Genomic DNA, 23396 nt, shown 5'->3' on the forward strand with positions numbered 1-23396 from the left:
TGCGTTTGATTCCTCCTAACCAGATGGACCGGTTCTAAACGTCTATGTGGGGGCAAGTCGGTCGATTTTCGACACACGGCGCATTTCCAGCGACGTTTTTGCCCGCGATGGGATACCGGGGTTGTAACGAAGACTGAACCAAACGCGCATATCAAAATTCTCATCACTTTAATGAGCGTCTTGCACGACGCAATCGCCCGACCTATGGTCGGGGTAACTCGAAAATCGGAGGGCGTTTAATATGGCGCCCAAGCGTCCCAAAGGTGCGGGCGCGTTCCCGAAGGCGGTCGAAAGCCCCGCGCCGGCAAGACCCGATCCAGATGCGTTGTATGCGGCGCTGGATTTGGGAACCAATAGTTGCCGCATGTTGATAGCCCAGCCTAAGGGCAGCGGCTTCCATGTGGTCGACAGCTTTTCCAAATCCGTGCAATTGGGCGCGGGTTTGGAACGGACCGGACGGTTGTCTCGGTCTTCTATGGCGCGCACCATACAGGCGCTTCGCATCTGTCAGCAAAAGCTGAAACGCAACAAGGTCAGGCGCATGCGTCTGGTCGCAACCGAGGCGTGCAGGCGTGCCAAAAACTCACGCGAATTTATCCGGCAGGTAAAACGCGAAACCGGACTGACGCTTGAGATCATCCAGCCCGAGGAAGAGGCGCGCTTGGCCGTGATCTCCTGCGCGCCGTTGGTGTCCACCAAGACCGATCAATTGCTGGTCGTGGATATTGGTGGCGGATCAACCGAACTGGTGTGGATCGACATCTCATCCGTACCGCGCCGGGACCGCCCCGCCGCGATCATGCGGTTGCACCATGGGTTTCACACGACTGACAGCCCCTTCCCTGCGGCAAAAGTCGTCGACTGGATCAGCGTACCCCTGGGTGTTGCAACCCTACGCGACCAGTTTAACGACGTCGAAGATGACTCGGCTCGCTTTGCTCTGATGAGTTGGTTTTTCGAAGAAAACCTCGCCGATTTCGCGCCTTACAAGGACGAGCAAGCCCGCCTTGGGTTCCAGATCGTCGGTACCAGTGGCACGGTTACAACCGTTGCGGCCTCGCACCTTGGGCTCAAGCGCTACGACCGGACCAAGGTCGATGGTTTGCGCATGACCAGCGATCAGATTGACAAAGTCATACGAGGGTATCTAGAACTCGGCCCTCAGGGTCGCCGACGTGATCCCCGTATTGGGGATGACCGGCAGGCGCTGATCATGTCCGGCTCGGCCATTTTGCAGGCGCTGTTAAGATGCTGGCCCACCGACCGCCTTTCCGTGGCGGACCGGGGGCTGCGCGAAGGCCTGCTTTATGCGCAGATGAGCGCGGACGGCGTACTGGAAGACGGACCGTTCTGATGGCGAAGACACCAAGTGGCAAAAACAACTCGGGGCGCGGGCAGCGTGACCTGAAGGTCAAGGTAAAGACTGCACGCGGGCGTAAGCTCAGCTCGACCCGTTGGCTCGAGCGGCAGCTGAACGACCCCTATGTGAAACGTGCGCAGGTCGAAGGGTACCGTGGGCGCGCAGCGTTTAAGATATTGGAGCTGGACGAAAAGTACCGGTTCCTCGTGCCGGGTGCACGTGTCGTCGACCTGGGCTGTGCGCCGGGTGGATGGTTGCAAGTCGCGGTCAAACGAGTGAACGCGCTGGGCGAACGTTCCGGCAAGCGGATCGGCACAGTTCTGGGTGTCGACCTGCAAGAGGTCGAACCGGTCGCAGGTGCCGAGGCACATGTGCTGGACTTCATGGAAGACGATGCCGACGACAAAGTCAAAGAGTGGCTGGGCGGTAAGGCTGACGTGGTGATGTCGGACATGGCCGCGTCGTCATCTGGGCACAAGCAAACCGACCACATGCGCATAATGGCTCTGTGCGAAACGGCGGCTTACTTCGCCTTTGACGTTCTGGAAGAGGGCGGCACTTTCGTTGCCAAGGTTTTGGCCGGTGGCGCCGAAGGCGATCTGCAAAAGCTGCTGAAGCAGAAATTCGACAAGGTTGCGAATGTGAAACCACCCGCGTCGCGTTCGGACAGTTCCGAGAAGTTCGTGGTCGCAACCGGGTTTCGCGGCTGACTCAATCGTCCAGAGAAATCCGGTCTTCGGTCAGCACCTGTTCGCGCAGTGAAGCGGCGGCAATACCTTGTATCAACAACGCTTCGCCGTGATTGATGTATTCCGGTGGTCGGGCCCGCAATTCCTCGATCCGTTGCGACAAAGCCAGTGGCTTTTTGAGCTTGGACGTGTGGACCGGTTTGAGAAACATGTGTCACCTATAAGCTGGGGCAATTCTTGCCTCAGCTTGATCGGTAACTGTAAAATTTGCCGGGAAAATGACGAAAACCGGGCCAAGCCGTGCCGTTTCAGCGGCGCAGTTGCTGCTTCAACTGCAAAAGGTTTGGGTCCTCTGGGATGATCTCTAACCCCTGCTCCAGAACATCGCGTGCGGCCTGAGGCCCACGATTGATCTGCGCCAGCTGCACCAGCATTGGCCAGGCTTCGGCGCGTTGCGGGTCAAGGGTAACCACCTCTTGAAACGCCCGCTCGGCAGCTGGCGCATTGCGGAACGTTAGGGCCATCCCGCCAAGCACAAGATGCGTTTCAGGAAAATCCAGTCGGTTGGAAATCGCCGACTGCCACTCGGACATGCCCTGCCCCGACAATTGCTGCTGTTTCGCGGTCAGGGCCTGCGGTGGAATGTTCAGAAACTCTTTCGCTGCCGAAATGCGGACGTTTCGCAACGGGTCGGACAGCAGCGGCTCAAGCCGTTGGATTTGATCGGGCAAGCTGGCCTGACGCTGCAGCGGTGCCGCCGTTGCGCGAACCAAAGCGTCTTCGTCCGCCAATAACTCTGCCGTTCTGGCTGCCACGTCGGCAGATCCATAAGGTTGCAGCAGATAGGCAGCCGTGGCGCGCACGATGCCGGGCTGATTAGGATCGGTTGCGATGTCCAGTAGCTCGCCTGGCCCATCCGCACGACCAAGCGTTGCTGCCTGAAAGGCCGATCCAAAATGCGGTTCTCGATGCGCGCTGTCAGGAAACCAGCCTTCGATCTGTTGGGCGGCCCATGTCTGATCCTGATCCGAATGGCAATCCGTACAGGCATCCTGCCCCAGCCCCAAATCGGGACGAGGTACACGGAAACTGTGATCGCGCCTGCCGTCGACACCCATATAGACACGCTCGATCATATGGCAGGACTTGCACTGCGCACCCTCGCTATTCTCTGGGTGATTGTGATGTTCCGGCACGTCGTACTCTTTGGCAGCCAGGGTTGGAAACTTGGGATTCGCGGCAGGCGAGTGACACTGCGTACACACCCCGTTTCCATCTGCCCTCAGACTCGCACTATGCGGCTCGTGACAATCCATGCAACCCACGCCGCGGTCATACATCTTGGATTGCAGGAATGAGCCGTACACATAGACTTCATCCAAAATCTGACCGTCCGGGTGGTACAATCCCGGACGCAGGACCGCCAGATTGTAGGCGTCATGATAGGGCGTTCCGGGCAGCGGGTTGCCATCTCCATGCGCCTCACGACGAGAATGACACCCGGCGCATTGCTGAATCTCGGCCTCGGTCTGGCCCTTACCCCAATCCATCAAGAACCCGGTATCGCCCAGACCCTGCGGCAGGCTTTGCCCCCCGACCCACTCGATATGCGCAGAACCCGGGCCATGGCAGCTTTCGCACCCTACCCCGATCTCGGCCTGTACCGAGTCGTACGTTCTGGTTTCAGCGTTGTACTGTTTCTCAAAACCGGTCGCGTGACATTCCGCACACCGTGCATTCCAGTTCTTGTAGGGTCCGGTCCAGTGCAACCCGTCATCTGGGGGTAAATCCTGTTCGGGATAGAGGTGAAACCACTGCTTGTTCTCGGTATCCCAAACAACATCGAAACTCTGCAACCGGCCGGGTTCTGTTTCGAACAAGTATTGCTGCAACGGCTCAATGCCGACGACGGAATGTACGCCGTATTCGGTGGTCACTCCGCCTTTTTCCGTGACTTTTGCGCTCAGCGCGCCTTCGGTGTCGGTGAATTCAACGGACATCCCGTCATGGTCGAACCGCGTTCCGCCAAAATCGGCAACAACAGCCCCGTCTTCAACCTCGGTCCAGGCCAGCGCGTGGTGGGAATTAGACCATGCCGCCGCCTCGTCCTTGTGGCAATCGGCACATTGATCCGACCCGACATAGGCCGGAGACTGGCCAAAGGCGGCCACAGGCACAAACAGCCCGACACACAACGTCAGAAATTTCACTGAGAACCCCGATCCTGATTGTCTTCCAGATCCATCAAAGCGCCGTTGTATTCGGCACCAAGGATCAGAATTGCCGCGCACAGGTACAAAAAGATCAGCGCCGCCATGACGCCAGCCAAACCCGCATACGTGGCGCTGTAGCTGGCAAATTGCGCGATGTAGATCGAGAACCCCCACCCGCCGGCCGCCCACAAGGCCAACGTCAGAACGACGCCAGGCAGGATTTGCATCAGCTTGTGCCGCCGCGTTGGCAGGATCAGATGCGCCAACAGGACAGTGCCCGCCGGAACCGCAACCGTGAAGGTCCAGCGCAACCTGTCTACCGACAACCAGTCCGACACGTTCACATCAGTCTTCTCGCTTACTAGTTGGGTGTAGGCGGGCAAAACAACTTCGACCGCGGCAATGGCCAGAATGGCAACACCACCAACAATCACCAGCCCCAGGCACAGCAACCGGGTTTTCCAGAACGGCCAAACGTCGCTATCGTGATAAGCTTGGTTCATGGCCGCCCGCACCGCCATCACACCGTTTGAGGCGAAGAAGATCGCCAATAGACCACCCAGCGTTATGACGCCCGAGCCGGATTCCTGCAGGACGGCCCGCAATTCAGCCACGATTGGCCCCGCGACATCTTTGGGCCACGCCCCAAACACAAGCTCGATCAGTTCATCAGTGACATAACCCTGAGACAACGACCCCGCCAAAGCCACAGTGAACAACACAAATGGAAACAAGGCCATCATCAGAGACATGGCGACGTGGCTGCTCATCACGAACCCGTTTTTGTTGTTGAACCGCACTACGGCCAGCCACAAGGCTTGAACCGGTCTACCAACGAAAGGAATCACACGTGCATTCATGCGCTCAGCCTAACCCGCCTCAGCTTTGCTCTGAAATGGCAAATCCCTTCAGAACGTAAATTATCTCGCCCAAATATTTGGGCACATTGCAGAATCTCGTCCAGCGGTGCAGGATCATCTACCAGAGCGACCACCAATCGTTGTAACGTGCCACGCGGCATCACAGGCGGGCTAAGCGATGACTTTGGAACCTGATCAGAACACGGGCGGCCCGCGGCTGAGGCTGTCGGTTGTCCGGGACACGACAATTGTTGCCACACTGATTGTGCTGGGACTTTACGCGGGCTCAGCATTCTTGATCCCGCTGACCATGGCTTTGTTGATCAACGTTTTGATTATCGCGCTGAGCGACCGGGTTATCTCAATGGCGCGGGTGCCCGTCTGGCTGGCCAACATCGCCGCAGTCACAGTTGTTTTGGCTGGCTTGTTCGTGATCATGTACATCCTCGGCAGCCAGGCGACGCAGTTCGCCCGATCCATCAGCACGTATGAAACCCAGTTCGACGGCGCCGTGAACCGGGTCACAGGGCTGGTTGGCAATGACGTCACCACGTTTATCCGTGACAATCTGGTCAGTATCGACATGTCCTATGTCGCGCGTGTGTTGCTCAGCAGTGCAACATCGCTGCTGAACCAATTTTTCCTGATCAGCCTGTACGTGGCATTCCTGATGGCCGAGCGTCTGGCTTTTCGCAAAAAGATACAACTGGCTGCGGGCAATCCCGAAACCGGGGCCGAATTCACCACAATTCTGGATGCGATCACCGACAGCCTGCAGCGTTATGTCGGGGTAAAAACCTTCATCAGCCTAGTCACGGCAGGCATCAGTTACTCGGTATTCAAGGCGCTTGGGCTTGAATACGCCGAAACATGGGCCGTGCTGACCTTTGCGCTGAACTTCATCCCGTCCATCGGTTCGATCATCGCGGTGATTTTTCCGGCCATGATTGCGCTGGTTCAATATGAAACAATTGGGCCTTTCCTGATCATCGTGCTTGGTTGCGGCACCATCCAGTTTCTGATCGGCAATTTTGTTGACCCCGCCTTGCTGGGCCGGTCGCTGAACATGTCTACGTTTCTGGTGATCCTCGCGCTGACGTTCTGGACAACCGTTTGGGGGCTGATCGGTGCGTTCCTGAGTGTTCCGTTGACTGTCTGCATTCTGATCATCTTCAGCCACATTCCTGCCCTAAGGCCAGTGGCTATTCTGATGTCTCTCGATGGCCGCCTTGGTGATGACAACGCACCCGCACGGACCCAATAATCTGTGCAAAACCCGATCTTCATAGGGTCCGAGATCTATCGCCATTCGACCTATGGTTCAAAACACCCGCTGGCTATCCCGCGCGTCTCCACCGTCATGGACCTGTGCCGCGCGCTGGGCTGGATCAATTCGGAAAATTACAGGGTCAGCCCCCGTGCAAAACCCGGCGCGCTGCACCGCTTTCACACACCAGACTACATAGATGCGCTGCAGGCTGCGGAAAAAGCTCAAAGCGTCTCGGATGACGTACGCTCGACCTATGCGCTGGGCACGCTGTCCAACCCGGTATTCCCCGAGATGTACAGACGCCCCGCCACTGCGGCCGGAGGATCCATGTTGGGCGCCGAACTGATCCGCGATGGCGGCATTGTTTACAATCCTGCGGGCGGAACACATCACGGCCTGCCCGACCGTGCCAATGGGTTTTGCTATCTGAACGACCCGGTTTTGGCGATCCTGACCCTGTTGCGAATGGGCCTGGACCGGATTGTCTACGTCGATATCGACGCCCATCACTGCGACGGGGTCGAGGCCGCCTTTCAGGGCTCAGACAAGGTTCGGATGATTTCCATTCATGAAGCCCGCCGTTGGCCGTTCACCGGAAGGCTTGATGATGACGCGGGTGGCGCGGCGTTTAACCTTCCGGTGTCCAGAGACCTCAACGATGATGAATTTGACGCCATTCTCGACCAGCTGATCCTGCCCGCGGCAGAGGCCTTCAAACCGCAAGCCCTTGTCCTGCAATGCGGCGCCGATGCGGTTGCCGAGGACCCGCTGTCGCGCCTGGCGCTGTCGAACAATTCCCACTGGAAGGCCGTCGCCGCACTGAAAGGTCTTGCGCCACGCGTTCTGGTCCTGGGCGGAGGCGGTTATAACCCGTGGTCAGTTGGCCGCTTGTGGACTGGTGTTTGGGCCACCTTGAACGACTTCGACATCCCCGAAGTGCTGGAGGCGGACGCGCAAGCCATCCTCGACGCATTGACCTGGAACCGGGCAGCTGGCCGAAATCCTCCGATTCACTGGCTTCGAACGCTGCGCGACGCGCCAAATCACGGACCTATCCGACCAGAACTGAAGGAAGATTTGCGCCGACTGACCGCGCGGATTTCACGGTAGATCGGCGAAACAAAGGCTGCTAACATACCGCTGTTACGACACATTTTCTAATTACCGCACAAAATCACAAAGTCAGTTTGGAAAATTGACGCCGATTGGACCCGCCAAATGAATGCACTTAATCAGATAAATGATCTCAAAGCCCGAATGGGACAATCCATTATCGGACAGACTGACGTGATCGACCGCCTGCTGATCGGGATGTTGGCCAACGGAAACCTGCTGATCGAAGGGCTTCCAGGTTTGGCCAAGACCCGCGCGGTAAAGGCAATGGCACGTAACCTGGATGCACGTTTCAGCCGGATTCAGTTCACTCCGGATCTGCTGCCATCGGACGTCACGGGGACCGAGGTGTTTCAGCAGACCGATGACGGTGGCACATTCCGGTTCGAACCAGGACCTATCTTCGCCAATATCGTTCTCGCGGACGAGATCAACCGCGCTCCCGCCAAAGTTCAGGCTGCGTTGCTTGAAGCGATGGAAGAACGGCAAGTTACCGTCTCGGGAACCACGCATAAAATGGAACCGCTGTTTATTGTGATGGCGACCCAGAACCCGATCGAACAGGAAGGCACCTATCCCTTGCCCGAAGCGCAAATGGACCGGTTCCTGATGCATGTTCAGATCACTTACCCCCCGGTTGAGGATGAGGTTGAGGTGATCCGTCTGGTTCGGGGCGAAGAAATCGCGGCGGGTAAAGGCGCAACCAATGAAGCGCCGCCGACAATCCCGCAGGACGCCGTATTCGCCGCGCGTTCTGAAATCGGTCAGATCCACGTATCCGACGCGATGGACCGCTACATGGCCGATCTGGTGCAGGCCACGAGAACGCCCGGCGCGCTCAGTGAAGAGCTGGCCAGCTGGATCGACATCGGAGCAAGCCCGCGCGCCTCGCTTGCTTTGGACAAATGCGGTCGCGCGCATGCCTGGATGAACCAACGCGACTATGTCGACCCGGCCGATATTCGCGCCATCGCCCATGATGTATTCCGCCACCGCATCACCCTGAGCTTCGAAGCACAAGGCAGCGCCAAATCTGCGGATGATGTGATTTCGGAAATCCTGCAGCTTGTTGCGCTGCCCTGAAACCAAAGGAACGCCGCGTGTCCCAGACCGCCGCATATCCCGACGACCCACGCATACACGTTGATGCGGACCACCTTTTAAAGCTGGGTCCAAAGTCCCGCGCGATCAGCCTGCTGCCCAGCCAACCTGCCCGTTCGATCCTAAACGGCCGGCATGCCTCACGCTTGCGCGGGCGCGGTCTGAACTTTGAAGAACTGCGGAATTATCTGCCCGGGGACGACATCCGTACCATCGACTGGAAAGTGACCGCGCGCACCGGAGAACCCCATATTAGGGTCTATACCGAGGAACGCGACCGCCCCGCCCTTTTGCTTGTGGACCAGCGCGTTTCGATGTTTTTCGGCACGCAAGTCTACATGAAATCGGTCATCGCGGCCGAAGCCGCGGCGATCTCTGCACACCGGGTGCTGGGGCAAGGCGACCGGGTCGGCGGGATCGTCTTTGGCGATTCCGATGTGGCCGAACACCGACCCCAACGCCGACCCGCTGCCCTGACGCGGTTCCTGTCATCCGTGGGCGCGCTGAATTCAAACCTACGCGCAACGTTGCGGGATGAGCCAACCGTGGTGTTGAATGATATGCTGAAACAGGCCGCGCGGATCGCGCATACCAATACTTTGGTGTGTGTCTTTTCTGATTTCGATGGGCTGAATGAGGTGTCAGAGAAACTACTAAGCAGACTTTCTGCCTCGAATGATTTGATATTGTTCAATATTTCTGATCCCAGTTCGCGTGAACTTGCCCCGAACCTTCGGCTTACGGTGTCCGATGGCGACCGCCAGATTGAACTCGACAGCTCGGACCCCGATTTGTCGCACCGAATAAGAATAGCGCTGGAAGATCGACTTGCCCAGCTACAGACGTGGTCGCGCCGCTATGGATTTCCCGTAGTACCGCTGACCACGGCGGAGCCGACGCTCGACCAGTTGCTCAAGCTATTTGGTCATCCCGGAAGCCGAAGATGAGCGTCGATGTCGAAGGCAAATCACTGGTTGACCTGCTGGACATGCTGGAACCTGCCCCGGCGCCAGAGCCCATATCCATGATGCCGCAGACTTGGGGATGGGGCGTTTTGGCCCTAATCCTTGCTGGCCTTATCATCCTTTGCGTTTACGCCTTTCTTCGCCACCGACAGTTTAATGCATACCGGCGTGAAGCGTTGATCGAATTGGCTGCGTCAGACAACGACGCCGCAAAGATAGCCGAGATACTCCGCCGTACAGCTCTGGTCGCGTATCCACGTCGGAAAGTCGCTGCACTGCATGGAGAAGAATGGACCAACTTCCTAAACCAAACCTCTGATAATGTTACCTTTACTGATGGCGCTGGCCGCCAACTTGTGGAAGCTCCATACAGAGATGTAAAAGCCGATCCTGATCTGGAAATCCTCGCGCGAAATTGGATCAAGTCCCATAAGCGGGAAAGGCCAGCGTGATGTTCTCCTTTGCCGCACCTTGGGTTTTCCTCCTGCTCCCGTTGCCATTTTTAGTGTATCGGCTTGCCCCACCGTATCGCGAAAAAAGCAGCTCGATCCGCATCCCATTCTTTCGCCATGTCGCACAGGCCGCTGGAGTTGAACCCAAGTCAGGATCCGTCATTCCCCGCCGAGCACGGTTTCAGGCCGCCACAATCGCATTAATCTGGCTTCTTTTGGTAGCAGCCATGGCCCGCCCCGAAAAACTTGGTGAACCATTGGTTATCGAAAAGTCGGCGCGCGACGTGGTGCTTGCCTTGGACATTTCAGGATCGATGGACCAGCGGGACTTCACAACAACGGATGGCGCTCCAAAACAACGGCTGGCCGCGGTTAAGGATGTGCTGCGTCAATTTATTGCCGAACGCCAAGGCGACCGGATGGCTTTAATCATCTTTGGTACTCGGGCCTTTGTCCAAGCCCCCTTCACGGAAGATCTGAACAGTTTGAATGGGTTCCTGGATCAAACTCAAGTTGGCATGGCCGGTCCCAATACTGCGCTGGGGGATGCAATTGGTCTGGGCATACGCACCTTTGACTCCAGCGAAGTCGACCAGCGCTTGATGATCGTTCTAAGCGACGGGGCGGATACGTCCAGTCGCATGACGCCGGTAAACGCCGCAGCAATCGCGGCCGAGAAAGGCGTCGTCATCTACACAATCGGCGTTGGTGATCCTGACGCCTCGGGCGAGGACCGGGTGGATCTGGATGCCTTAAAGGACATCGCAGACCGTACGGGCGGTGAATACTTCTTTGCAGATGACGAAGAAGCATTGGCTGACACATACGCACGCATTGACGAGCTCAACCCCCGGGTCGTGGAAACGCAAAGCTACAGACCACGTGAAAGCCTTGCCCATTACCCGCTTGCGTTGGCATTGCTGACAATGCTCATGTCCATGACCGGTCAACATGTCATCCAACGGCGTCGAGGTGCAGCATGAGCGGCGCGTTGGCAGATTTCCATTTCTTGCGAGCCTCTTGGCTGCTGTTCCTCATCCCTATTGCGATCCTCTGGTGGGTGATGCGCCCCAAACCCAATTCGCACTCCCAATCCATAACCGGCATCGCGCCGCACCTTGCCGCTGCCCTGACCTTGGGGGCAGAAAACAAGAAACGTGTGTACCCGATAGACGTCGCGATGATCGCAGCAACCCTGGTCACCTTAGCCGCGGCCGGACCCACATGGTCACGGGCCCCGAACCCTTTGGTTACGGACACGGCACCGCTGGTAATAGCACTGAAGGTCACGAACAGTATGGAGGACCCGGACCTGCCACCTTCCCGGCTGGATCGGGCCAAGTTCAAAGTGACTGATCTTATCAATGCGCGTGTCGGAGCACAGACGGCGTTGATCGCCTACGCCGGAACCCCACACAGCGTTGTGCCCCTGACCGAAGACGCCAACATCCTGCGCCCGCTTTTGGAGGGCCTCGCGCCAGCAGTCATGCCAAAACAGGGGGACGCAGCCGCGGACGCACTGACCCTCGCCGAAACGATCCTGAACGACAGAGATACACCCGGCGCAGTTTTGTTTGTTCTGGACGACCTCGACCCGTCTCAACTCTCTGCTTTTGAGAACACAACAGTGCCCGTGTTCTTTCTAACAATGCTGCCGAACGGTCAAAACATCGCTCAGTTAAACGACCTGAGGACCGCGACGATCGTGCCATTCTCTAACGATGAACGTGATATCAACCACTTAGAGCGTCAAATTCAATCCGCTTACACTGCGGCGCTGGACGACGATGATCGATTGGACTGGCAGGACAGAGGGTGGATGTTGGCCTGGCCCGCCGCGCTATTGTCGTTACTTTGGTTCCGGCGCGGTTGGGTGATCCGTTTGGTGATGCTGGCTGTATTTTTTACAGCTCCATCAGGGCCCGTAAGGGCCGATGGTTGGCGGGATTGGTTTCTGACCCCGGATCAACAGGGGCAGATTGCGATGAACCAGAAACGCTATGCTCAGGCGGCAGAGCTGTTTGAAGACCCGTATCACAAGGGCTATGCGCAGCTGAAAGCAGGTCAGTACCCCGAAGCCGCGGCAGTTTTTGCCGAACTGGACACGCCTGAGGCCGCCTTTTCCGAGGGAATGGCGCGCATTCGAAACCGCGAGTACAGGCCAGCCATAGCAGCGTTCGAAACAGCTTTGGAGCGTCGACCAGACTGGCCCGAAGCGCAGCACAACTTGGACGTTTCCAAAGCGATCCTCGACTTCGTTGAAACAACCCGGGAGCAGTCGGACACAGGCGAAGAAGCGGGCATCGGGGCCGATGACACAGTCTTTGACAATGAAGCCGGGCGCGGCGAGGACACGACCATTCAGGCCCCGACCGAAGGTGCGCAGGCTATGTCTGCCGATCAGTGGATCAGCACGATCGACACAGATATGCAGGACTTTCTGCGAAATCGCTTCCTGTTGGAAAATCAGGAGCAGCAGCAATGAGATACCTCATATTCCTCATGCTGTTTTTCCCGGCACAGCTGGGGGCGCAGACAGGTGTTCAACCGCAGGTCACAGCCGAGGCACCGACCGATCCGGTTACTGTCGGGCAACCGGCCATCGTACGGATAAAGGTTCTTGTCCCCACTTTCATGCCGTCCCCGCCGGTTTTTCCGTCGCTCGAACAAGAAAACATGCTTGTTCGCCTGCCTGAGCGTGCTTCCGGCCCAATCAGCGAAACTGTGGATGGCGAGACCTGGTCCGGTGTTCAACGCAGCTACCGTCTGTATCCGCTTCTGGCTGGGCCGATTGAATTCGGCAAGCAAGAGGTTGTGGTGACCTTTGCCGATCCCGAAACGAATGCTCCAACGACGGTCAATGTTCCCTTGCCCGAAATGACCTTGAACGCCGTTGTACCAGAGGGCGCACGCGATCTGGACCCGCTGATCCTGGCCACGGGCTTCACGGTCGACCAGCAGATCGACGGATCAACCGAAATGGAAAACGGGGGTGCCATCACTCGACGCCTGACTGCCAAAATTGTCGGCACGACGCCCCTTCTGGTGCCGGAATTGATCCCCGGCATACAGGACCCGCTTCTGAGCGCCTATCCGAAAGAGCCGCGTTTTACCGAAAGCGAAGACCGGGGTGTTCTGTCTGGCCAGCGCGTTGATGAGATCGTCTATCTTGCGCAACAAGGTGGCCAGACCCAACTGCAGCCTATCACGATCCGGTGGTACAATCTGGACACCAATAAGGTTGAGAAAATTAATATCGACGCGGTTGATCTAACGCTTGCTCCACCGAAGTGGCGGCCGCCGGATGCGGATACGATTTTCAGTTTGCTTGCCTTGGCGGCTGGTTTGACATTGGTTCTTTGGGCATTTGTACGGTTCCTTGTTCCACGTGTCACAAGTTGGAAACAGGTGCGGCGCAACAGATATCGAATATCTCCGGACTTTGCGTTGGATGCATTGAGGGAAGCCTTGCAAGCCAATGATATTTCAATGTCTTATTCTGCCTTGGAGATGTGGAAGCTGCGAAGCGACACCCCCGACAAGGCAATTGGCCTGGAAGAACAACTGGCAAGGATCGGGGCCGCAAGATACTCATCACGCACGGGCCCAAAACCCGAGGCTTGGGCAGCGGCATTGTCCGAACTCAAGGTTATGAACCAAGCGGAACACCGCGCTCGGAACCCGCTACCGCCGCTTAACCCGTAGGGTCAGCACTGGCAGGCGGCGATCAACTTGCGCCTATCCTTAAGCCGTACGCGGCCATACCCAAGCTCGATCAATCCCAGCTCTACCAAGTTGTGCAATTTACGGTGTAGCGTAGGCAACGACACTGCCACCATTTCGGCCAGTTCATCCTGTGACACGACGATCCACCCATCGGATTTTGAGGCCCCTTCATCCAGGTGCAAAAGGCGCAGAACCAACCGTTTTTCCGCCCCGGTCACTGCCAAATTTGCCATGATGCGCAGCGCAGTTTGCATGTTCTCATGCGATAAAGCATAGAAATCACGAACATATTCGGGGTTGTCACGAACAAGTCGGTCCAGCCGCCGAGACGGAAAAAACAATGCTCGCGTTTTCTGTGTCGCAACAACACTTACCAGTCGGTTGGACTCGGCTAACAACGCAAGATCACCGATCCAGAACCCGCCACCCTGCCTGTGGACAACGAAGTCCTGCCCGTCATCCGCAGGTGCAGTGATTTGAACGGAACCCTCTAGAACCGCAAAGACCCCGTTGGCGGGATCTCCGTAGTTATACAGCGCCTCACCCTCATCGAAAGATTTTGCGACCCCGCATGCAAGTAAATCCGATTGAAAGCTTGCGCCTCGCGCCCCGAACCACCCTGAGGCAAGCAGCATCTGTCGGTCACGTGGGTTTTCAAACATTAGTATTCATCAATCTCATCATATGATAGGTTTCCGAGCATTGTCATAGCCTAAGGTAAGGCTATTCGATTCTCGACGTAATGTGAATTTTTCCTATCGGGAATCAATACGTTGTTGGCGGAAAAGATAATCGCCGTCATCAATTACTTTTAGATCAACGGATCATTAAGATCCGGCCAATTCAGGAGTAAACCATGTCACCACCCCTTTCGATTGCAGATAGTTGGCGCGGTACATTGCGCAAATTCGCCGTAGCTTCCGTCGCGGTTGCGCTGGCCCTGCCCGCCTGGGCCCAGGATCAAAAGCCCAATATTCTTGTGATCTGGGGCGACGACATCGGACAATCTAATATCTCGGCCTATACGATGGGCCTGATGGGATACCAAACGCCGAACATCGACCGTGTCGCGAAAGAAGGCATGATCTTTACCGACTATTATGGTGAACAATCCTGCACGGCCGGTCGTTCATCTTACATTATGGGCCAGTCTGTTTTCCGCACGGGCCTGTCGAAAGTTGGCCTGCCGGGTGCTGATCTGGGAATGCAGGTCGAAGACCCGACCATTCCGGGATTGTTGAAGGACCACGGTTATGTGACCGGTCAATTTGGTAAGAACCACCTTGGCGACAAAGATGAGCATTTGCCGACAAACCACGGTTTTGATGAGTTTTTCGGAAATCTTTATCACCTGAACGCCGAAGAAGAACCGGAGAACGAAGACTATCCAGGCGATGCGGTTCTGGCCGATGGTCGCACCTTCCGTGAAGCCTATGGCCCGCGGGGCGTGATCAAATCCAAAGCGGACGGAACCATCGAAGACACCGGCCCGCTGACCAAGAAGCGTATGGAAACCGTTGATGATGAAACCGTCGCAGCCGCGATTGACTTCATCAAGCGGGCCAATGAACAAGGCCAGCCCTTCTATGTCTGGTGGAACGGCACGCGCATGCACTTCCGTACCCACGTCAAAGATGAAATGCGCCAACAGGCCAACGAGATCTTTGGTGGCGTTGCTGACGAATACACCGCTGGCATGATCGAACATGACATGCATGTCGGGCAACTGCTGGACCTGCTGGACGAACTTGGCATCGCGGACAACACCATCGTGCACTATTCGACCGACAATGGTCCGCACATGAACACATGGCCGGATGCTGCTGCGACGCCGTTTTGGGGTGAAAAGAACACCAACTGGGAAGGCGGCTGGCGCGTTCCGTCAATGGTTCGCTGGCCTGGTCAGATCGAAGCGGGCTCGATCACCAATGAGATCGTGCACCACATGGACTGGCTGCCTACATACCTGGCGGTTGCTGGCGACCCGGACATCAAGGAAAAGCTGAAAACTGGCTATAGCTCGTCCGGTATGGGCCGTGACTACAAGGTGCATCTGGATGGATATAACATTCTGCCCATGCTGACCGGCGAAACAACCGAAAGCCCACGCGCCGAGATTTTCTATTTCTCGGATGATGGTGACCTGACGGCTCTGCGCTATGACGACTGGAAGCTGATCTTCCTTGAGCAGAAAGCATGGGCGACCCTGCGTGCCTGGATCGAGCCCTGGACCGAGCTGCGTATCCCTCTGATCGTGAACCTGCGTCGTGACCCATATGAGCGCGCCTACCGCACCTCCAACACTTATTATGACTGGTTGTTGGATCGGGCGTATTTCCTGGTTCCTGCTCAGGAATACGTGGGCAACTTCCTGGCAACCTTCCAGGAATTCCCGCCGCGCCAGAAGGCGGCAAGCTTCAACCTGGATCAGGTCATGGACAAGCTGACGACACCAACAAACAACTAAGTCGTATCTAAAATCCAATCGGGCCGCCCCTTAAAAGGCGGCCCTTTTCATCTTGAAATTAAACGAGAAATTCATGCGACATTTTGTTCTAAGCGCCCTACTGTCCTGTGCCCCTCTGTGTCTGCTTGCTGATCCTCTGCCCAGTTGGACAGAGACCGAAAGCAAAGACAGGATCATCGAGTTTGTCGCCGCCGTGACCGACCCACAGCGCCCTGAATACGTGACGCCAGCAGAAAGGATCGCCGTTTTCGACAATGACGGCACGCTTTGGGCCGAACAGCCTGTGTATTTTCAGCTGATATTTGCCATGGATCGGCTGGCTCAGATGGCCGAGGATGACCCTTCAATCCTAACTACGCCCGTTTTGCAGGCCGCTGCGACAGGCGATCTGAAGACGGTCGCGGAAGGTGGCCATGATGCCTTGATCGAGGTGTTGAATGCCTCTCATTCCGGCGTCACTGTCGACGAATTCCAAAGCGCTGTCGCCGACTGGCTGGAAACCGCCCGGCACCCGGAAACCGAACTGCCCTATGATCAGATGACCTATCAGCCGATGGTCGAGTTGCTGCGGTATCTGCGAGACGAAGGGTTCAAGACCTACATCGTCTCCGGCGGTGGAGTGCACTTTATGCGCGTCTTCGCCGAAGACGCCTATGGCATTCCGCCCGAACAGATTCTGGGTACATACATGGACACCACTTATGACAGCGCGGAAGGCGAACCGGTTATCACCAAAGCCGATGGCATCGCTTTTGTGGACGACAAAGAAGGCAAACCGATCAACATCGAGCGGACGATCGGCAGACGCCCCATACTGGCCGGGGGAAATTCGGATGGCGATTTTGCCATGTTGGAATGGACCACCGCAGGCGATGGGCCACGTTTGGGTGTCTTGATTCACCATACCGATGCAGAACGTGAATGGGCCTATGACCGGGAAAGCCCAATCGGCAAACTGGTCGATGGACTGGACAAAGGGCCAGACATGGGTTGGGTGATTGTAGATATGGCGCAAGACTGGTCGCGCATCTACACTGGGGCGAACTGAACCACCACGGAGCCCGATAACCCTATGTGGACACTGCTTGTTTCTGCCTTCGTCTTTGCGCTTTACACAACAGCAGTTTTCTTTTCTGTCCGCGCGGCCCAAACCGCGCGGACACCTCAGGGCGCGGTCGGATGGGTGGTCTTTCTGATCTCGGCACCGATGTTTGGCGTGCCGCTTTACCTGTTTTTGGGACACCATAGATTTCGGGGCTACCGTATCGCGCGCAAGGAAAGCCAGCGCGTGGTTCAGGGGATCAAGACCTTCGCCGACTACTCAACGCCCGATGCCGACAAATTGCTTATCAACCCCAAACCGTTCGAGGCGCTGGCGCATATGCCCGTGTCGCGCGGCAACGGGGCAGAGCTGCTGATTGATGGGCAGGCCACCTTTGATGCGATTTTTGAGGCCATCGATGCGGCCAAGACTTACGTCCTGATCCAGTTCTATATTGTTCGCGCCGATGCCTTGGGTCAGAAACTGAAAGACAAGCTGATCGAAGCAGCCAAACGTGGTGTCAGCGTTCGGTTCATGATGGATGCCGTCGGCAGTTATGCCCTGTCCAATGACTACATCGAAGAGATGCGCGAGGCCGGTATCGCGGTTTCGGATCCAAATGAACAACGCGGACCAAAATTTCGTTTCCAATTGAACTACCGCAACCACCGCAAAACCGTTGTTATCGATGGCGAAACTGGATTTATCGGCGGTCACAACATCGGCGTCGAGTATCTGGGCCAGGACCCGCATTTCGGACATTGGCGCGACACCCATGTCAGGTTGACCGGCCACATTGTCCGGCAATTGCAGTTGATCTTCATCGAAGACTGGCATTGGGCGCATGAAGAAGATCTGATCGACCAGTTGGATTGGGCCGGGTCCGAGGCGGACCAGGATATCAACGCGCTGCTGGTTGCGACAGGCCCCGGCGATGAAACCGAAACCGGATCGATGATGTTCTTCGCCGCGATCACAGAGGCGCGGAACCGGATCTGGATCGCGTCCCCCTATTTCGTACCCGACATCGATATCATGACCGCCTTGAAACACGCAGCATTGCGCGGTGTCGATGTGCGCATTCTTGTTCCTGATGTCATTGATCACCGCCTGCCGTGGCTGGCGGCTTTTGCTTATTTTGATGAAGTTCGCGCCTGTGGTGCACAAGTCTTGCGCTATACGGACGGGTTCATGCATCAAAAGGTCTTCGTTGTGGATGACTCACTGGCCGCAGTGGGCACGACTAATCTGGACAATCGATCATTTCGGTTGAATTTCGAGGCAATGGCCCTGTTCTTTGATCCCCAGACCACAGCCGCAGTCGATGCGATGCTGCAAAAAGACTTTGCCAAAAGCTATGAGCTGACGCGCTATCTGGAACAGCAGCCAGTTTACATACGCCTTGGCGCTCCGCTGGCGCGATTATTCTCACCCATCCTTTAGGCCATGAACCTTTCCTGAAACACCCGAGTCATAAGGGCGACCATGTAGGCCGTGGACAACCCAAAGGCCAACAGGCCTGTAACTGCGGCAAAAGTACCGAAAATCCGCAGATCTTCGCCTAGTACGATGTCGCCGTAGCCAAGCGTTGTGAACGACACCAGCGAAAAATACAGCGCCGTGTTCCAGTCGGGCAATACATCGCCGAAAACCCAGACGATGGCCCAAATCCAGACCTGAATGGTGTGGGTCGCGACGATAAAGGCCAGCGCGGTTGCAATTGGACCGGCCGTTGCCAAAATGGCGCCTCTGGCTTCCCAACGCTCGATCAGCCTGTTGATGGCCAGCGTGCACATGGTCAGCAGAAAAATTTCGACCAGAAAGCAAAGCCCGAGAAACGTGCTGCCCCAAAGGATCTGCTGTGACAAGGTCATGTTTTCGCATCCTGAATTGTACCGACGACGGATCGCCTCACAATGACCTGCACTGCAGGCTGAGACAACCCGATCACCCATGTTCATAGTGCGGCGAAAGGAACCTATGACGTGTCAGCGCTGGACAGTTGGCGAAACTGTTGCAAATCCTTGTAAAAATGAGGGCGAACATGCTTGTGATATTTGACAAGGTTCAGAAATCCTATCCCGGTGGTCGGCCGGTCCTGCGCGACGTGTCCCTATCGCTGGATCGCGGCCAAACACTGGCCCTAACCGGCGAAAGCGGCAGCGGTAAAAGCACCCTCCTGAACCTTGCTGCTGCATTGGACACTGTGGACAGCGGGGAAATCACACTGGACGGCGTAGCCCTGTCGCAACTGGATGATCCGGGCCGGGCCGCCCTGCGCCGCACGTCCTTGTCGCTGGTGTTTCAGCAATTTAACCTGATCCCATCTTTGACAGCAGGTCAAAACCTGTCGTTTCATGCCCGGTTGGCCGGGTGCCACGACCCCGATTGGTGCGCCCATTTGGCGCAGCGGCTGGGCCTTTCCGATCTGCTTGATCGATATCCCGAGAACCTGTCGGGCGGACAGCAACAGCGTGTTGCTATCGGTCGTGCCATGGCCGCCCGGCCCAAATTGTTGCTGGCGGATGAGCCCACGGGAAACCTGGACGAAACCGCCAGCGCCACCGTTCTTGAACTGATGTTGGCTCTTGTTGCGGATACAGGGGCCGCGCTGCTTTTGGTCACCCATTCGCACGAGATTGCGGCCCGTTTGGATCGGCGTGTGCATCTGGCTGGCGGGCTTATCGCATGACGCTGACCGTCACTCAGGCGCTGACCTCTCATTGGCGGGCACACCGGCTGCAACTGGCGACCCTGCTGATCGGCCTGGCCCTTGCAACCGGTCTTTGGTCGGCGGTGCAGGCTATCAATGCCGAGGCCCGCGCCAGCTATGACCGGGCCGCTGATCAACTGGCGCTAGGTCGGTTTGACGAATTGCACAACCCCGCCGGTCCAATCCCCCTGTCGCGTTACGTCGAGCTGAGGCGCGCGGGCTGGCAGGTTGCTGCGGTACTGGAAGGCCCATTGCGGGTTCAGGGTCAGACACTACGGGTCCTTGGCGTTGATATGGTGGCCTATCCCGCCCTGCCCGCCGTCACGCAGATGGAACAAAGCGGCACGCCACCCGACCCTGCCGATATGTTGACTGCGCCGGGGCGATTGCTGACGACCCCGGTTTTGGAGCCGCTATTGGCCGACCAGACCGGTTTGCCTCCGATCTTGGTCAGCGATGCCTTACCGCCCGATCTGATCCTGACCGACATCGGTGTGGCCGAGACGTTACTGAAGAAGCCGGGAGAGATTTCGCACCTGATCATTTTACCGGATCAGCCCGGTTCAATTCCACCGCTGTCGACTATTGCCCCCGAACTGGAGCGGGTCCCGGCACAGGAACAACTGGATACCGCACAACTGACCGACAGTTTTCACCTGAACCTGTCCGCCTTTGGCCTGTTGTCCTTTGCGGTGGGTCTGTTCATCGTGCACGGAACCGTGGGCCTGGCCTTTGCCCAACGGCGCGGCATGATCCGAACCTTGCGCGCTTTGGGTGTTTCGATGCGACGGCTGGTTTGGCTGATCATGGCTGAGCTTTCCGTGCTGGCGATTGCCGGCGGAATACTCGGTTTGGTGTTGGGCTTTTTTCTCGCAGGCGCGCTGCTGCCGGACGTGGCAGCAACCTTACGCGGGCTTTACGGCGCACCTGTCAGCGGCCAGATCTCATTGCAACCACAATGGACACTGTCCGGGTTGGCGATGGCCTTGGGCGGCACGTTTCTGGCCAGCGGACACGCCTTGTACCGCTTGTCGCGAATGCCGATCCTTAGCGGCGCAGGCTTGCAGGCCTGGCGCAGCGCGGCCTCGGGTAGCTGGGTCGTCGCCCTTGCCGGTGTCGCCGCTATTGTCGGTGGCATTCTGACCCTGTTGTTGTTCGGGGGGTTGGTGGCCGGTTTCGTCATGGTGGCCGGGTTGTTGGTCGGGTCCGCGTTGGTATTGCCCTATGCCTTGTCGCGCGTCCTGATCCTGTTTCAGCGTTCAGCGAAAGGGCCAATAGCCCAATGGGTCTGGTCGGACATGCGCGCCCAACTGCCGGGCTTATCTTTGGCGCTGATGGCCCTGTTGCTGGCGCTTGCCGCGAATATCGGCGTAGGCACGATGGTTTCCAGCTTTCGGTTGACCTTTACCGGCTGGCTGGACCAGCGCCTTACATCCGAGCTCTACGTCACCGCTGCCACCGATCAGCAGGGTCAGGACATTGCAGAATGGCTGAACCCGCAGGTAGATGCCATCCTGCCGATCCGTAGCGTTGAACTGGCGCATTCGTCGGGACCCTTGTTTCTCTATGGCATCATTGACGATCAGACTTATCGTGAGAAATGGCCGCTGATCAGTTCTTCGGAACGTGTTTGGGACCGGGTCCACGACGGAACCGCTGTGCTGATCAACGAACAACTTGCCCGCCGGGAAAACCTTTGGCCTGGCGACTCTTTGGCCATCACACCCGCCGACACGATGATCATCGCAGGTGTCTATTCGGACTATGGCAACCCAACCGGTCAGGCCATCGTTTCCATGGCCCAACTTGATCAGATCGCGCCCGGCGCTGAGGCGCGCCGGTTTGGCATTCGTGTCGCGCCTGACAGGACCACAGAGCTGGCCCAGGCCTTGCGCGAGCAGTTTGACCTGCCCCGCCGAGCAGTCGTCCAGCAAGCCGCAATGAAGGCGCAATCCATGCAGGTGTTCGAAAAGACATTCGTTGTGACCTCTGCCTTGAACATCCTGACGCTGGGGGTTGCAGGGTTCGCCATTCTGACCAGTCTGCTGACATTGTGGACCCAGCGCCTGCCCCAGATTGCGCCCATCTGGGCACTTGGGCTGACCCGTGCAGAACTGGCCCGGCTTGAGCTTTTGCGCAGCGTGCTGCTGGCCGCTTTGACCGCCTTGCTGGCTCTGCCGCTGGGGTTGGCTTTGGCGTGGACCTTGCTGACGGTCATCAACGTCGAAGCGTTTGGCTGGAGGCTGCCGATGTACCTGTTCCCTGTCGACTGGGTCTATCTGTTGGGTCTGACCCTGCTTGCGGCAACCGTTGCCGCGGCCCTGCCTGCCGCCCGTTTGCTGCGCCTGCCGCCTGCGGATCTACTGAAGGTGTTTGCCAATGAACGTTAGGATCTGGCTGATCGTCTTGCTGCTGGCCGTGCCGGGCATTGCCCGCGCACAGGGATACGCAGGCTTGGGCGGTTCGGCTGAAGGGTTCACTGTGCCCCAGCCGGAGTATGCGTTTCAATTCCCGCAGGATCATGGCCCCCACCCGGACTACCGGATCGAGTGGTGGTATCTGACAGCAAACCTGAAAGGTGAAGACGGGCGCGATTACGGTATCCAGTGGACCCTGTTTCGGTCGGCACTGAAACCGCATGAGGTCGAGGGATGGCAAAGCCCACAGATATGGATGGGCCATGCTGCGGTGACCACGCCCGACAAACACTATTTCGCGGAGCGTCTGTCGCGCGGCGGCATCGGTCAGGCAGGGGTTACGGCAGCGCCATTCGAGGCTTGGATCGACGAATGGCACATGCGCGGGTCAGACCCAAACGCGGTCAGCCTCTCTGCGAACGGTGCGGATTTCGGCTATGACCTAAAGCTCGAAGCCAACGGGCCGTTCGTTTTTCACGGCGAGGACGGATATTCGGTGAAATCCGGCGACGGGCAAGCCAGCTATTACTATTCCCAGCCGTTTTACGAGGTACAAGGCGTTTTGCGGCTGCCAGATGGCGACGTGGCGGTCAACGGACAAGGCTGGCTGGACCGCGAATGGTCATCACAACCTTTGGCCGCAGATCAAAGCGGCTGGGATTGGTTCTCGCTCAGCTTTGACAATGGCGACAAGATGATGGCTTTTCGGTTACGCGGCGACCGAGGTGATTTCACCGCGGCAACGTGGATCGCCGCCGATGGTACGACGACTGCGATCCCCGATGGTTCGGTCGCGTTCGAGCCGCTGACGACCGCGCCCGTTGCTGGCCGCGACGTACCTGTCAGATGGCGCGTCACATTGCCTGACCGGGATTTGGACGTCGAGGTATCAGCGCTGACACCCAACGCGTGGATGGCCACCCGGTTTGAATACTGGGAAGGTCCCGTCCAGATCAGCGGTAGCCATTCCGGACGGGGATATCTTGAGATGACAGGGTACTGATCCGC

At 57.4% G+C, this 23396-nt stretch carries 21 protein-coding genes; 16 read left to right on the forward strand and 5 right to left on the reverse strand.

The genetic code is table 11. The features are described from left to right. Positions 1 to 241 precede the first annotated feature (241 nt). Complete coding sequence (locus QMP16_RS03685) at positions 242 to 1354, forward strand: Ppx/GppA phosphatase family protein (protein ID WP_109311858.1); 1113 nt, start codon at positions 242 to 244, stop codon at positions 1352 to 1354. Next, positions 1354 to 2070, forward strand: coding sequence for an RlmE family RNA methyltransferase (locus QMP16_RS03690; RefSeq protein ID WP_058271698.1), 717 nt, complete (start codon positions 1354 to 1356; stop codon positions 2068 to 2070). The genes QMP16_RS03685 and QMP16_RS03690 overlap by 1 nt, the downstream gene beginning before the upstream one ends. A gap of 1 nt (position 2071) precedes the next feature. On the opposite strand, the gene QMP16_RS03695 is transcribed toward QMP16_RS03690, so the two are convergent. The 3 genes from QMP16_RS03695 to QMP16_RS03705 form a co-directional block, all read right to left on the reverse strand. Further along, positions 2072 to 2260, reverse strand: coding sequence for a hypothetical protein (locus QMP16_RS03695; RefSeq protein WP_058277992.1), 189 nt, complete (start codon positions 2258 to 2260; stop codon positions 2072 to 2074). 97 nt (positions 2261 to 2357) lie between these two features. After that, positions 2358 to 4259, reverse strand: a complete 1902-nt coding sequence (locus tag QMP16_RS03700) for a multiheme c-type cytochrome (protein WP_282151255.1) — start codon at positions 4257 to 4259, stop codon at positions 2358 to 2360. Then, a complete protein-coding gene (locus QMP16_RS03705; RefSeq protein ID WP_282151256.1) occupies positions 4256 to 5122 on the reverse strand; it encodes a YihY/virulence factor BrkB family protein in 867 nt (288 codons plus the stop codon). The genes QMP16_RS03700 and QMP16_RS03705 overlap by 4 nt, the downstream gene beginning before the upstream one ends. Positions 5123 to 5300: 178 nt before the next feature. Here QMP16_RS03705 and QMP16_RS03710 point away from each other — a divergent pair, with 178 nt between their 5' ends. From QMP16_RS03710 to QMP16_RS03745, 8 genes are all read left to right on the forward strand, one after another. After that, on the forward strand, positions 5301 to 6386 hold the full coding sequence (locus tag QMP16_RS03710) for an AI-2E family transporter (RefSeq protein ID WP_282151257.1): 1086 nt from the start codon (positions 5301 to 5303) through the stop codon (positions 6384 to 6386). A 3-nt stretch (positions 6387 to 6389) separates the two neighbouring features. Further along, positions 6390 to 7502: an acetoin utilization protein AcuC gene (locus QMP16_RS03715; protein ID WP_282151258.1), complete on the forward strand. Its 1113-nt coding sequence runs from the start codon at positions 6390 to 6392 to the stop codon at positions 7500 to 7502. Positions 7503 to 7610: 108 nt separating this feature from the next. Further along, a complete protein-coding gene (locus QMP16_RS03720) occupies positions 7611 to 8588 on the forward strand; it encodes an AAA family ATPase (protein WP_282151259.1) in 978 nt (325 codons plus the stop codon). 17 nt (positions 8589 to 8605) lie between these two features. Further along, positions 8606 to 9553 carry a DUF58 domain-containing protein gene (locus tag QMP16_RS03725; protein WP_282151260.1) on the forward strand — a complete coding sequence of 316 codons (948 nt, stop codon included), beginning with the start codon at positions 8606 to 8608 and terminating at the stop codon, positions 9551 to 9553. Further along, positions 9550 to 10023 (forward strand): DUF4381 domain-containing protein, encoded by a 474-nt coding sequence (locus tag QMP16_RS03730; RefSeq protein WP_282151261.1) that lies wholly within the window; start codon positions 9550 to 9552, stop codon positions 10021 to 10023. Before QMP16_RS03725 ends, QMP16_RS03730 begins: the two co-directional genes overlap by 4 nt. 41 nt (positions 10024 to 10064) lie before the next feature. Then, positions 10065 to 11006, forward strand: coding sequence for a VWA domain-containing protein (locus tag QMP16_RS03735; protein WP_282151262.1), 942 nt, complete (start codon positions 10065 to 10067; stop codon positions 11004 to 11006). After that, positions 11003 to 12508, forward strand: coding sequence for a VWA domain-containing protein (locus QMP16_RS03740; protein WP_282151263.1), 1506 nt, complete (start codon positions 11003 to 11005; stop codon positions 12506 to 12508). Before QMP16_RS03735 ends, QMP16_RS03740 begins: the two co-directional genes overlap by 4 nt. Further along, the gene (locus QMP16_RS03745) at positions 12505 to 13728 is read left to right on the forward strand and encodes a hypothetical protein (RefSeq protein WP_282151264.1); all 1224 of its coding nucleotides are present in this window, start codon (positions 12505 to 12507) and stop codon (positions 13726 to 13728) included. The genes QMP16_RS03740 and QMP16_RS03745 overlap by 4 nt, the downstream gene beginning before the upstream one ends. A 2-nt stretch (positions 13729 to 13730) precedes the next feature. On the opposite strand, the gene QMP16_RS03750 is transcribed toward QMP16_RS03745, so the two are convergent. Then, positions 13731 to 14384 (reverse strand): Crp/Fnr family transcriptional regulator, encoded by a 654-nt coding sequence (locus QMP16_RS03750; RefSeq protein ID WP_233493432.1) that lies wholly within the window; start codon positions 14382 to 14384, stop codon positions 13731 to 13733. Between the two features lie 221 nt (positions 14385 to 14605). Between QMP16_RS03750 and QMP16_RS03755 the strand changes: the two genes are divergently transcribed. The 3 genes from QMP16_RS03755 (at position 14606) to cls (ending at position 18701) form a co-directional block, all read left to right on the forward strand. After that, positions 14606 to 16216, forward strand: a complete 1611-nt coding sequence (locus tag QMP16_RS03755; protein WP_282151265.1) for an arylsulfatase — start codon at positions 14606 to 14608, stop codon at positions 16214 to 16216. Between the two features lie 73 nt (positions 16217 to 16289). Next, complete coding sequence (locus tag QMP16_RS03760; RefSeq protein WP_282151266.1) at positions 16290 to 17264, forward strand: HAD family hydrolase; 975 nt, start codon at positions 16290 to 16292, stop codon at positions 17262 to 17264. Between the two features lie 24 nt (positions 17265 to 17288). Further along, a complete protein-coding gene (gene cls / locus QMP16_RS03765; RefSeq protein WP_282151267.1) occupies positions 17289 to 18701 on the forward strand; it encodes a cardiolipin synthase in 1413 nt (470 codons plus the stop codon). Here cls and QMP16_RS03770 read toward each other — a convergent pair. Then, positions 18698 to 19132, reverse strand: coding sequence for an ion channel (locus tag QMP16_RS03770; RefSeq protein ID WP_109311846.1), 435 nt, complete (start codon positions 19130 to 19132; stop codon positions 18698 to 18700). The two genes, cls and QMP16_RS03770, sit on opposite strands and share 4 nt — an antisense overlap. 170 nt (positions 19133 to 19302) lie before the next feature. Between QMP16_RS03770 and QMP16_RS03775 the strand changes: the two genes are divergently transcribed. The 3 genes from QMP16_RS03775 to QMP16_RS03785 are packed head-to-tail and all read left to right on the forward strand — an operon-like array spanning position 19303 to position 23391. Beyond that, positions 19303 to 19950, forward strand: a complete 648-nt coding sequence (locus tag QMP16_RS03775) for an ABC transporter ATP-binding protein (protein WP_282151268.1) — start codon at positions 19303 to 19305, stop codon at positions 19948 to 19950. Beyond that, complete coding sequence (locus tag QMP16_RS03780; RefSeq protein ID WP_282151269.1) at positions 19947 to 22361, forward strand: ABC transporter permease; 2415 nt, start codon at positions 19947 to 19949, stop codon at positions 22359 to 22361. The genes QMP16_RS03775 and QMP16_RS03780 overlap by 4 nt, the downstream gene beginning before the upstream one ends. Next, positions 22351 to 23391 (forward strand): lipocalin-like domain-containing protein, encoded by a 1041-nt coding sequence (locus QMP16_RS03785; protein ID WP_282151270.1) that lies wholly within the window; start codon positions 22351 to 22353, stop codon positions 23389 to 23391. The genes QMP16_RS03780 and QMP16_RS03785 overlap by 11 nt, the downstream gene beginning before the upstream one ends. Positions 23392 to 23396 lie beyond the last annotated feature (5 nt).

Origin of the sequence: Ruegeria atlantica (assembly GCF_947495585.1) — a bacterium.
Classification (GTDB): Bacteria; Pseudomonadota; Alphaproteobacteria; order Rhodobacterales; family Rhodobacteraceae; genus Ruegeria; species Ruegeria atlantica_G.